Source organism: Microbacterium sp. MPR-TSA4 (assembly GCF_058792815.1).
Genome location: NZ_JBXAFF010000067.1, coordinates 1 through 10611 on the forward strand (window position 1 = coordinate 1; position 10611 = coordinate 10611).

Here is a 10611-nt window from a genome sequence, read left to right on the forward strand (position 1 = left end):
GCCCCGCTCCTCCCCGACCCCGAAAGGCCCTTCCGTGCCCCTCACTCTGCTCCGCAACGTCCGCCCCTGGGCCGCCGACGCGTCCGACGTCCTGATCGACGCCGACGCCATCCGCGCGATCGGCGCACCCGGCACGCTGACGGCGCCGGATGCCGTCGCGGTCGACGGAGACGGCGGCATCCTGATCCCGTCGTTCAGCGACGTGCACGTGCATCTCGACTCGACGCGGATGGGGCTGCCGTTCCGCCCGAACACCGCGGGCGACACGCGCTGGTCGCACATCATGAACGACCGGGAGAACTGGCGGTCGGCGGAGCGGTCGGTCGCCGAGCGGGCGACCTACACGCTCGGGCGGATGATCGCGCAGGGGGCGACCCGGGTGCGCAGCCACGCCCAGGTCGACGCCGACTCCGGCCTGGAGAAGTTCGAGGGCGTCATCGCGGCGCGCGAGGCGCACCGCGACCGCGCGTCCGTCGAGATCGTCGCCTTCCCGCAGGTGGGCATCCACCTCGAGGACGGGGTGCCCGACCTGCTCGATGTCGCGCTGCGCTCGGGAGCCGACCTCATCGGCGGCATCGACCCGTGCGAGATCGACCGCGACCCGGTGCGCCACCTCGACACCGTCTTCGACCTCGCCGACCGTCACGGCGTCGGCGTCGACATCCACCTGCACGAGGGCGGCTCGCTGGGCCTGTTCTCCCTCGACCTCGTGCTCGAGCGCACCCGCGCACTCGGCATGGCCGGACGGGTCAGCGTGTCGCACGCCTTCTCGCTCGCCGACCGCTCCCCCGGCGTCGACCGCGCGCTCGAGCAGATCGCGGAGCTCGACGTCGCCCTCACCACGATCGCCCCGAAGGGGTCGCTGTCGGTCCCCCTCGACCTCCCGATCGAGCGGCTGCTGCAGCTCGGGATCCGCGTCGGGCTCGGGATGGACGGCCAACGCGACTACTGGTCGCCGTGGGGCGACGGCGACATGCTCGAGCGCACGTGGATGCTCGCCTTCACGCAGGGGTTCTCCCGCGACGACCTGATCGAGGACTGCCTCGCGATCGCGACCTGGGGCGGCGCGTCGGTGATCGACGCCGACCTGCCGCGCCTCTCCCCCGGCGCGCGCCCGGGCGTCGCCGTCGGCGACCCGGCCGAGCTGGTCGTCGTCCGCGGCGACACCGCGACCGCCGCCGTCATGGACCGTCTCCCGCAGCGCCTCGTCATCCACCGCGGCCGCGTCGTGGCCGAGGACGACGACCTGCGATGACGGCGACGATCCTGGCGGTCAACTGCAACACGGATGCCGCGATGACGTCCGCCATCGCGGCGATCGGCCAGGCCGCCGCCTCGGCGGGGACGAGCGTCGTGGGCGTCACCCCGTCCTGGGGTCCCGCCTCGGCGGAGGGGTACGTCGAGAGCCTCGTCACGGCCGCGGCCGTCATGGATGCCGTCGCGAGCCGCACCGACCCGTTCGACGCCGTCGTGATGGCGGGCTTCGGCGAGCACGGTCGGGAGGGGATGCGCCAGCTCGTCCGCCAGCCGGTCGTCGACATCACGGAGGCGGCCGTGTTCGCCGCCTGCCTGCTCGGGCACCGCTTCGGCATCGTCACCACGGTCGACGCGGCGGTCGCCGGCATCCACGACAGTCTCGCCACGATGGGTACGAGCGGCCGGTGCCGATCGGTCCGTGCCGCGGAGGTGCACGTCTCGGCCATCGCCGACGACGTCGCCCGCACCGCGGACGCCCTCGAGGCGACCGGACGCGCGGTGCTCGCCGACGGCGCGGACGTGCTCGTGCTCGGCTGCGCCGGATTCGCGGGGCTGGACGCCGAGCTGGAGCGCCGACTGGGGGTTCCCGTGGTCGACGGCGTCGCCGCCGCCGTGCGGTTCGCGGAGGGTCTGATCGCCCTCGGCAAGCGCACCAGCACGGCGGGGCCGTATGCACCGCCCCGGGCCGGGAAAGCGTGGCGCGGGCCACGGCTCGGCACTCTCCACGCGTTCACCTGAAACCCTGTTCATGCACAGGGAGCGGCGGAGTAGGATGCGGTCATGACGCTCCTCGACGGCATCACCTCCCGGATCATCGACACCGATCGGCTGCGCGTCGGCATCCTGGAACGGGTCGGCGACGACGCCGCGGCCGCGGCGGACCAGACGGTCGTCCTCGTCCACGGAAACGTGTCGTCGAGCCTGTTCTGGCAGGAGCTCATGCAGGACCTGCCCAGCGACCTGCGCGTGATCGCCATCGACCTCCGCGGCTTCGGCGACTCCGAGAGCACGCCCGTCGACGCGACGCGCGGCGTCCGCGACTTCAGCGACGACTTGTTCGCGACGCTCCAGGTGCTGGGGCTGGACACCGCCCACCTCGTGGGCTGGTCGATGGGCGGCGGTGTCGTCATGCAGTACGCGATCGATCACCCGGTGCTCTCGCTCACCCTGCAGGCGCCCGTCTCGCCCTACGGCTTCGGCGGCACCCGCCGCGACGGATCGCGGCTCACCGACGACGACGCCGGCTGCGGCGGCGGCGCGGCGAACCCCGACTTCGTGCAGCGGCTCACCGACCGCGACACGACCGACGAGGCGCCGACGTCGCCGCGGAGCGTCTTCCGCTCGGGCTACGTCGCGCCCGGCTACACGAGCGCGCACGAGGACCTCTGGGTCGAGTCGATGAACACCACCTCGACGGCGACGGGCAACTACCCCGGCGACAGCGTCGCGAGCGAGAACTGGCCCGGTTTCGCCGCCGGCAGCATCGGCGTGCTCAACACGATGGCGCCGCGGTACTTCGACACCTCGGGCATCGTCGACATCGCGCGCAAACCCCCGATCCTCTGGGTGCGCGGCGACGCGGACGCCATCGTCTCGGACGCGTCGTTCTTCGACCTCAACCACCTCGGCGCGCTCGGGGTGATCCCCGGCTGGCCGGGTGCCGACGTCGCGCCGGCCCAGGAGATGGTGTCGCAGACCCGCGACGTGCTGGAGGCCTACCGTGCGGCCGGCGGTGCCGTCACCGAGCTCGTGCTCGAGGGCGTCGGACACGCGCCGCACCTGGAGCAGCCGGCCGTCTTCCGCCGGGCGCTGCTGGAGAACGTCGGCTACATCGGCCGTCCGGCCGACCCGGCGCCGCCGACCGAGGCGATCATCCTCAGCTCGTCCGACTGACCGCGCACCCGCTTCCCGCGATCGGGCGGGTCAGCGGCGCGCGTCGAAGAAGTCCCGCAGCAACGCCCGCGCTTCATCCTCCAGGATGCCGCCGACCACCTCGGCACGCACGGGCAGGCGCCGGTCGCGCAGCACGTCGTACACCGACCCGGCCGCGCCGGCCTTCTCGTCCCACGCGCCGAACACGACGCGTCCGATGTGCGCCTGCAGGATGGCCCCCGCGCACATCAGGCAGGGCTCGAGGGTGACCGCGAGCGTACACCCCTCCAGGTTCCAGGAGCCGAGGGATGCCGCGGCCTCGCGCAGCGCCACGACCTCGGCGTGGGCGGTGGGATCGGCCGTGGCCTCGCGCCGGTTGCGTCCGACGCCGATCACGGTGCCTGCGGCATCCCGCACGACGGCACCCACCGGGATCTCGCCCGCGGCACCGGCCTCGGCGGCGAGCGCGAGCGCGCGACGCAGCGCGCTCTCGTCGTCGACGCGGATCGGCAGGCTCACCCCTTCAGCGTAGGGCGACGGATGGGGAGTTCTCCCCATCCAAGCCCGTCACCGGCAGACCTAGACTCGTGTTCCGGAGGACACGATGGCGGATCTGGAGCTGAACAGCGAGCAGGTGCGCGCGGTGGGCGCGGGACTGTCGCGGATCGCCGCGGAGTTCCAGAACGCGAACGTGCGCAGCGACCGCATCGCGGAGGCGGTCGGCCACGACGCACTCGCGGAGGCGGTCCGCTCCTTCGCGCACGCGTGGGACGACACCCGCGAGGAGATGACGTCGTCGATCTCGGGACTCGGCGAGGCGACGACCGCGATCGCCGACACCTTCGAACAGGCCGACCAGGAACTCGCCGCCGCGATGGACGGCACCTCGACGGTCGGCGCCTCGACACCGGCGGGCGGTGGCCGACGCCCGGAGGCAGCATCGTGAGGCCGGCGGACTGGTCGGCGGCCGGCTTCGGGACGGATCCCGTGCCTGGCGACCCCGACGGGGTGCGCCAGGGCGGAGGGAACTACCTCCAGATCGCCGACACCATCGGCGACACGGTGCGCGGGCTGCGCACCCTGGATCTCGGCGGCACCGTGTCGGAGGCCGTCGACGCCCTGGGCGAGACGGCGCGCACGGTTGCCGACGACATCGCTCGGGCCGAGCAACGGTATCGGGCCACCGGCAACGCCCTCGTCGGCTACGCGGCGGCGCTCGCATCGGCGCAGGACGACTCGCTCGCCGCTCTGCAGCGCGCGCACGCGGCGCAGAACGGCGCCGTCGACGCCCAGCGGGAGCGGCGACGCTACCTTCACCTCTCGGAGTCGTCCGACGATCCCGCGGAGGCCCTCCGCTACGAGCGCCTCGCCGACGATGCAGGCATCGATTCGCGCCAGGCCAGCGCCGCCGCAGGCGTCGCTCGTCAGCAGATCCTCGACGCCGCCGCCCGCCGCGACCGGGCCGCGGAAACTGCTCGCGACGAGATCCAGAACACCACCAGCGAGGACGGTCTCAACGACTCCTGGTGGGACGACTGGGGCAAGGACGTCCTGTCCGTCATCACCGATGTCGCCGGTACGATCTCCGCGATCGCCGGCATCCTCGCCCTCGTGGTGTCGTGGATCCCGGTGATCGGCCAGGCACTCGCGGCCGCATTGCTGCTCGTGGCCGGCATCGCCGCGATCATCAACGCGGTCGGCAACATCGTGCTGGCCTCGACGGGCGACCGCACGTGGGGAGAGGCCGCCGTGAGCATCGTCGGCGCCGCGCTCGCCGTCATCGGCCTGGGCGGCGCCGCCCGCGTCGTCGGGAACGTTGCGATGGCGGGCCGTATCAACGCCCAGGCCGCCGCCGAGGTCGCAGCCCGCGGGGGCACCGAGACGTTCGGCGCCCTGACGGTGCAGCAGGCCATCCGGCTGCGCCCGCAGCAGCTCGCCGAGTCGGAGCGTCTCTGGGCGACGCCGGTGGCCGACCTGGCGAAGGGGGACGACGTCTTCCGCCTCTACGGCGACGGCGCTGCACAGACCGGCGCCTCCTGGTCGACGCGGGCCCCGTCCACCTTCGGCGACTACCGCAGCGCCCTGGGCCTTCCCGACGTCAACTCCGCGGAGCGACTCGTCCACGCCACCGTCGACGATGTGGGCGCCGTCGTGCTGCAGCGCCACGCCCTGCCGCTGGACAGGATGCCCGGCGGCGCCCCGGAGTACATCATCGTCGGGGGCGACCTCGCGTCGAAGGGACTGACGAACGTGACGGACATCGTCTGGTCGGTGGCGCGATGAGGGTCTCGGAGCTCTCGTTCCCGGTGGCTCTGCGCCTCATCAATACGGTGGCGCCCTTCGACGGCGTCCGCGTGGCCGCGTCGGACGACGCACTGCATGCGGCGGGGGCCTTCATCGTCTACGACACGGGTGCCGGGCCGCAGTACGGCTACATCGACACGCGCCTGGCCCGCGACGTGCGCGGACGGCGATGGGGCATGGGCCTGCTCTACGACGTCGACCCGACCGCATCCGCGGAGAACGTCCGCAGTCCGCTCGACCGGCGGTTCCGCGAGCGCGCGGAGGTCGAGTTCGAAGACGCCGGAGAGCTTTAGGCTGACAACCGTGACCGACGATCCGCTCGCGCCGATCCCCACCGCGCCCGCCGTCGACGTGGGCTCGGAGCGCCTCGCCGCCGCCCTGGCGACGAACGATCCGATCGAGATCGGGCGGGCGCTGCGCCACGACGTCGTCGTGATCCCCCTCATGCGTACCCCGGACGGGCAGACACAGACCCTCACGGTGGCCGCCGACGACCCCGACGGCGAGCGCCGCTGGGAGTTGCACCTCTTCTCGTCGTCGCAGACCCTCGCGGCCTGGGCGGCGGGTGAGCGCGAAGCGGCGGAGTTCGCACTGCAACGCGGTCCCGGGCTGGTGCCGCTGCTCGACGCGTACGCGCCGCTGCTGCGTCGTGTGGTGTTCGATCCCGCCGGTCCGCACCCGGTTCACGCCTCGGCGGCGGACGTGCGCGCCGCCCTCGAACCGCAACCCGGCGACGACGACGTCGCATGGATCACGCAGCAACCCGAGCGCGGGCTGCGCGCCGGCGAGCGCGTCGTGGGACTCGACCTCTTCCTCGGCGATGACTGGGCCCAGCTCGATCTCACCTCATCCCTCACGATCGACGCCGATGCGAAGGCGATCGTCGACGCCCAGCTGACCGGGCTTCCTCCTGCGCCGGTGCTGCGCGGGCAGCTGATCGCGTGGCTGCGTCAGTCGGCGCGCACGGCGGCCGGCGCCGGCGGGCGGTCGATGGCCTACCTCACCCGTCGAACGACGGATGCCGCGGCGGCCGTGGCGGTCACGGTGTACTGGCAGGAGCTCGGGCCGGCCGGTGCCGACGACCACATGCTGAGCCTGCGAACCCGCCTCGCGGCCGCGACCGGAACGCAGGACGAGCTCGTCACGGCATCCACCGCTGGCGGCCCCCTGCTGCGTCACACGACGCGGCGCCTCGGACCCAGTGAGCTGAGCGGACGCCCTGTGGGAGTGATCGACTACTGGCTGCAGTTCCCCGACGGACGCGGCCTCTGCCTGGTGAGCTTCTCGACGCCGCACGTCGACCAGCTCGACGCCGTGCGCACGCTCAGTGACGCCGTCGTGCTGGCCGCGGCGTGGCAGCTCGCGCCGTCGGACGACGAGGCGGACGCGTAGGCTGACATCATGCGCGTGCACGTTGCCGATCACCCCCTCATCACCCACAAGCTCACGGTGCTGCGCGACGAGCGCACACCGTCGCCGGTGTTCCGCCAGCTCACCGAGGAGCTGCTGACGCTGCTCGCCTACGAGGCGACCCGCGGCGTGCGTGTCGAGGAGGTCGAGATCCAGACGCCCGTCACGACGACGACCGGGGTGCGCATCTCCGAGCCGCGTCCCCTCGTGGTGCCGATCCTGCGCGCCGGCCTCGGCATGCTCGACGGCATGGTGAAGCTGCTGCCCACCGCCGAGATCGGCTTCCTCGGCATGGCGCGCAACGAGGAGACCCTCCAGCCGTACACGTACGCCGAGCGCCTTCCCGGCGACCTCAGCGACCGTCAGTGCTTCGTGCTCGACCCGATGCTCGCGACGGGAGGCTCCTTGGGGGCCGCGATCGACTTCCTGTTCGCCCGCGGGGCGCAGGACGTCACCGCGATCTGCATCCTCGGCGCCCCGGAGGGCGTCGCGAAGATCGAGGAGCTCGTCGGCGACCGCGACGTCACGCTGGTGCTCGGCGCGCTCGACGAGCGGCTGAACGAGAAGGGCTACATCGTGCCCGGTCTCGGCGACGCCGGCGACCGACTCTACGGCACCGTCTGACCCGCCGCCGACGCCTTCATCCGTCCGCTCCGGTCGCCATCGCCGCCGCGAAGCGGCGCCGCGGGACGGACGAAGCGCGGGTGGCGGTCACAGCCAGCGGCGGCGCTTGAAGATGACGTACAGCACGGCCGGGAACGTGATCATCACCGTGAGGGCGACCGGATAGCCGTACTCCCAGTGCAGCTCAGGCATGACGTCGAAGTTCATGCCGTAGACGGTGCCGATCAGCGTCGGCGCGAAGATGATGGCCGCCCACGAGGAGATCTTCTTGACCTGCTCGTTCTGCGCGAGGTTGACCTCGGTCTGCCGCCGGGCGACGAGCGCCGAGTGCACGGTGAGCGCCTTGTCCAGCACGGCGCGGAACCCGTCGATGCGCTCCGTGACCCGCAGCGCGTGGTCGCGGACGTCGCGCAGCCGGCGCTGCAGCTCGATGTCGACGTGGTACGCCTCATGGCCCCGCTGCAGCCACTCGATGATCGGCACCAGCGGATGCGTCGCGCGCGCGAACCGGTTCAGCTCGCCCGACAGCTCGTAGATGCGGCGGGAGAGCGCGTCGTCGTCGGCGTCGCCGAACAGGTCGTCCTCGATCTCGTCGATGTCGTTCTCGATGCCGGCAACCAGAGGCTCGTACTCGTCGACCACGCGATCCAACACCGCGTACAGGACGGCCTCCGACCCGAGTGCCAGCAGCTCGGGCTGCTCCTCGAGCCGCCGCCGGACGGCACCGAGGTCGGGCGACTCGGCGTGGCGGATGGTGATGAGGAAGTCGGGGCCGACGAAGAGGTGCAGCTCGCCGATGTCGAGCTCTTCGCGCTCGTCGTCGTAGCGGGCCGGGCGCAGCACCACGAAGAGCGTGTCGCCGTAGCGCTCCACCTTCGAGCGCTGGTGGCCCAGGGCGGCGTCCTCGATGGCGAGGGGGTGCAGCTCGAACTCGGCGGCCACCGAGGCGAGCTCCTGCTCGGACGGCCGGTAGAGACCGATCCAGGCGAAGCCCGCGTGCGCCTCCTGCAGCGCGTAGGCCTCGTCCAACGAGGCCGGCGTCGCGACGCGGACACCGTCCTTGTACACGGCGTTGTCGATCAGGGTCATGTCGGTCCTCCTCCGGATGGCGCGCGGCGCGGGGGTGGCGCAGGCGCGGGTCATCGCGCACCCGTGTCGGGTGGGCGCGGGGTGCGCGCGGCTGACGGCGCGCACGGAAGCGCCGCGGAGGGGCCGGCTCTCAGAGCGAGGTGATGCCGGCGGCGCCCACCGCGGCGCGCCTACTATCGTCTGCCATGGTGTCTCACCGCCTCGGATCGGGGCCCGCCGCGCTCGGATACGCGGTGACGGGCCTCGGTGAGTATAGCCCCCGCGGGTGACGTGACCTCACAGGCGGCTCACGCCTCGGAGCGGCGCCCCGTCTCCTGCTCCCAGAACTCCAGCTGCTGGGTGAGCGCCTTCGCGAGCTCGAACACCTGCTGGGGAGGGATGCGCACCCGTTGGACGACGCGGCCGGGCACGACCGTGACCGGGGCACCCTCAGCATCCACCCCCGCCTGCGGGGGCCGGGCGAGGCAGACGAAGTCCATCACGAACACGTCGGGGGTGTGCCAGACGTTCGCGAAGTCGGCGTACGTGCCCGCCACGATCTCGGGGGGCAGGTCGATCTCGAACTGCCGGGGCGTCTCATCGTTCATGCCGTCCTCCTTCTCGCGGTGCGTCGGCCGCGGCGCCGGGGCCGCCCGCCGGCAGGGACGTCTTCCGGCGAGTCTACGTGCGGTCCGCGCCGACGAGCCGCGCGAACGCGCTGAGGCGGGCGACCCCGTCGGGCGTGCGCGGCAGATCGTCGAGCAGCCCCGTGCCGTACACGACGTAGGCCGTGTGCTCGGCGCGGGAGACCGCGACGTTCAGACGGTTCTGCAGCAGCAGGAACTCGAGGCCCCGCGGTGCGTCCCGCCCGCTGGATGCCGCGAGCGAGACGATCGCCACCGCGGCCTCCTGCCCCTGGAACTTGTCGACCGTGCCCACCGGGACCGTGCCGAACCCGGCCTCGACCAGCGCCGCCTCGACCAGCACCTGCTGCGCGTTGTACGGGGTGACGACGATGAGGTCGTCCGGCTCGAGCGGCCTCGGCGCGGCGCCCGCGGCGGCGGTCCATTCGCGGCCGACGAGGTCGCGCACGAGCGCGACGACCGCCTCCGCCTCCTCCGGCGACTGGGTCGCGTTGCCGGTGTGCGCGAGCGCGACCGGCACGACGCCGGGCAGGATGCCCGCGAGGCGGCGCGCCGCGGTCGACGGATGCGCGGCCAGCTTCCTGTCGTACGACAGCTCCGACACCGGCGCCGCGACCTCGGGGCGCATGCGGCGGGTCTGCGCGAGGAAGAAGCCGCGATCCTCCGCGATGACGGCGGCGCCGTCCATGACCCAGCCGAGAGCCGATGTGTCCACCGGCTCGGGGTGCGTGCCCTGGCTCACCTGCGGGAGCTGCTGGGGGTCGCCCAGCAGCATCAGGCGCGGGGCGGCGACCGAGACGGCGATCGTCGAGGCGAGCGAGAACTGGCCCGCCTCGTCGATGACCAGCAGGTCGAGGCTGCCGCGCGGCACGCGTCCGGCGTGGCTGAGGTCCCAGGCGGTGCCCCCGATCACGAAGCCCCCGGGATGGTCGGCGGCGAAGGCGGCGTAGCCGTCTTTGGCGATGGGGGTGAACGGCTCGGAACCGGACGCGGGACCCTTGCCCTTCATGGCCTTCGCGACGAGCTCGGCCGGCACGCCCGCCTCGACGATGCGCGCGAGCATGTTCTCGACCACGGCGTGGGACTGCGCCACGACCCCGACGCGATAGCCGTGCTCACGCACCAGCCGCGCGACGACGTGCGATCCGACGTAGGTCTTGCCCGTGCCCGGCGGGCCCTGGACCGCCAGGTAGCTGTGGTCCAGATCGTGCACCGACCGCGCGATGTCGTCGACGTCGTCGCGGGGCAGGTCGCCGGCGACGACCGCCCGCGTGAGCCCGCCCCGACGCGTGCGCGGCGGACGGCGCAGCAGGAGGTCGGTCGCGGCATCCCGCGGGAAGTCCGCGGTGCGGGCGGCGCCGGAGTCGATGAGCCCATCGGCCCACTGATCGATCGCGGCCTGCTGCGATCCCGCCTGGGGCGGGGCGGGCGG

General features: G+C 72.8%; 12 protein-coding genes. 8 read left to right on the forward strand and 4 right to left on the reverse strand.

The annotated features are described in order from the left end of the window. Positions 1-34 precede the first annotated feature (34 nt). From AC1Q49_RS15395 to AC1Q49_RS15405, 3 genes are read left to right on the forward strand one after another with little or no spacing between them, the layout of a single operon-like run. Complete coding sequence (locus tag AC1Q49_RS15395; protein WP_492493227.1) at positions 35-1255, forward strand: amidohydrolase family protein; 1221 nt, start codon at positions 35-37, stop codon at positions 1253-1255. Next, a complete protein-coding gene (locus AC1Q49_RS15400) occupies positions 1252-1995 on the forward strand; it encodes an aspartate/glutamate racemase family protein (RefSeq protein WP_492493229.1) in 744 nt (247 codons plus the stop codon). The genes AC1Q49_RS15395 and AC1Q49_RS15400 overlap by 4 nt, the downstream gene beginning before the upstream one ends. A 42-nt stretch (positions 1996-2037) precedes the next feature. Further along, complete coding sequence (locus AC1Q49_RS15405) at positions 2038-3150, forward strand: alpha/beta fold hydrolase (RefSeq protein WP_492493231.1); 1113 nt, start codon at positions 2038-2040, stop codon at positions 3148-3150. Between the two features lie 30 nt (positions 3151-3180). Here the strand turns inward: AC1Q49_RS15405 and AC1Q49_RS15410 are convergent, their stop codons facing one another. Next, positions 3181-3648: a nucleoside deaminase gene (locus AC1Q49_RS15410; protein WP_205282316.1), complete on the reverse strand. Its 468-nt coding sequence runs from the start codon at positions 3646-3648 to the stop codon at positions 3181-3183. A gap of 85 nt (positions 3649-3733) precedes the next feature. On the opposite strand from AC1Q49_RS15410, the gene AC1Q49_RS15415 reads away from it, so the two are divergent. Genes AC1Q49_RS15415 through upp form a run of 5 tightly spaced genes read left to right on the forward strand, consistent with a single transcriptional unit; the run spans position 3734 to position 7467 of the window. After that, positions 3734-4075 carry a hypothetical protein gene (locus tag AC1Q49_RS15415; RefSeq protein WP_492493233.1) on the forward strand — a complete coding sequence of 114 codons (342 nt, stop codon included), beginning with the start codon at positions 3734-3736 and terminating at the stop codon, positions 4073-4075. 41 nt (positions 4076-4116) lie between these two features. Then, positions 4117-5412 (forward strand): putative T7SS-secreted protein, encoded by a 1296-nt coding sequence (locus tag AC1Q49_RS15420; RefSeq protein ID WP_492493235.1) that lies wholly within the window; start codon positions 4117-4119, stop codon positions 5410-5412. After that, a complete protein-coding gene (locus AC1Q49_RS15425) occupies positions 5409-5726 on the forward strand; it encodes a hypothetical protein (RefSeq protein WP_101305603.1) in 318 nt (105 codons plus the stop codon). Before AC1Q49_RS15420 ends, AC1Q49_RS15425 begins: the two co-directional genes overlap by 4 nt. Positions 5727-5736: 10 nt before the next feature. After that, complete coding sequence (locus AC1Q49_RS15430) at positions 5737-6825, forward strand: hypothetical protein (protein WP_191007936.1); 1089 nt, start codon at positions 5737-5739, stop codon at positions 6823-6825. Positions 6826-6834: 9 nt separating this feature from the next. Next, positions 6835-7467, forward strand: a complete 633-nt coding sequence (upp, locus tag AC1Q49_RS15435; RefSeq protein ID WP_060961049.1) for a uracil phosphoribosyltransferase — start codon at positions 6835-6837, stop codon at positions 7465-7467. A gap of 87 nt (positions 7468-7554) precedes the next feature. On the opposite strand, the gene AC1Q49_RS15440 is transcribed toward upp, so the two are convergent. The 3 genes from AC1Q49_RS15440 to AC1Q49_RS15450 all read right to left on the reverse strand — a co-directional run. Further along, the gene (locus tag AC1Q49_RS15440) at positions 7555-8556 is read right to left on the reverse strand and encodes a magnesium and cobalt transport protein CorA (RefSeq protein ID WP_060961048.1); all 1002 of its coding nucleotides are present in this window, start codon (positions 8554-8556) and stop codon (positions 7555-7557) included. A 287-nt stretch (positions 8557-8843) separates the two neighbouring features. Then, entirely contained in the window at positions 8844-9143 is a 300-nt protein-coding gene (locus AC1Q49_RS15445) for a DUF3467 domain-containing protein (RefSeq protein WP_060961047.1), read from the reverse strand. Positions 9144-9216: 73 nt separating this feature from the next. Then, positions 9217-10611, reverse strand: a 1395-nt coding sequence (locus tag AC1Q49_RS15450; RefSeq protein WP_492493239.1) for a DEAD/DEAH box helicase, incomplete at its 5' end; no start/stop codon positions are given.

Excerpts from the sequence above, each read along its gene's own strand:
- AC1Q49_RS15425 (WP_101305603.1), top strand. The coding sequence starts at position 5,409 with ATGAGGGTCTCGGAGCTCTCGTTCCCGGTGGCTCTGCGCCTCATCAAT.
- AC1Q49_RS15405 (WP_492493231.1), top strand. The coding sequence starts at position 2,038 with ATGACGCTCCTCGACGGCATCACCTCCCGGATCATCGACACCGATCGG.
- AC1Q49_RS15415 (WP_492493233.1), top strand. The coding sequence starts at position 3,734 with ATGGCGGATCTGGAGCTGAACAGCGAGCAGGTGCGCGCGGTGGGCGCG.
- AC1Q49_RS15400 (WP_492493229.1), top strand. The coding sequence starts at position 1,252 with ATGACGGCGACGATCCTGGCGGTCAACTGCAACACGGATGCCGCGATG.
- upp (WP_060961049.1), top strand. The coding sequence starts at position 6,835 with ATGCGCGTGCACGTTGCCGATCACCCCCTCATCACCCACAAGCTCACG.
- AC1Q49_RS15440 (WP_060961048.1), bottom strand. The coding sequence starts at position 8,556 with ATGACCCTGATCGACAACGCCGTGTACAAGGACGGTGTCCGCGTCGCG.
- AC1Q49_RS15445 (WP_060961047.1), bottom strand. The coding sequence starts at position 9,143 with ATGAACGATGAGACGCCCCGGCAGTTCGAGATCGACCTGCCCCCCGAG.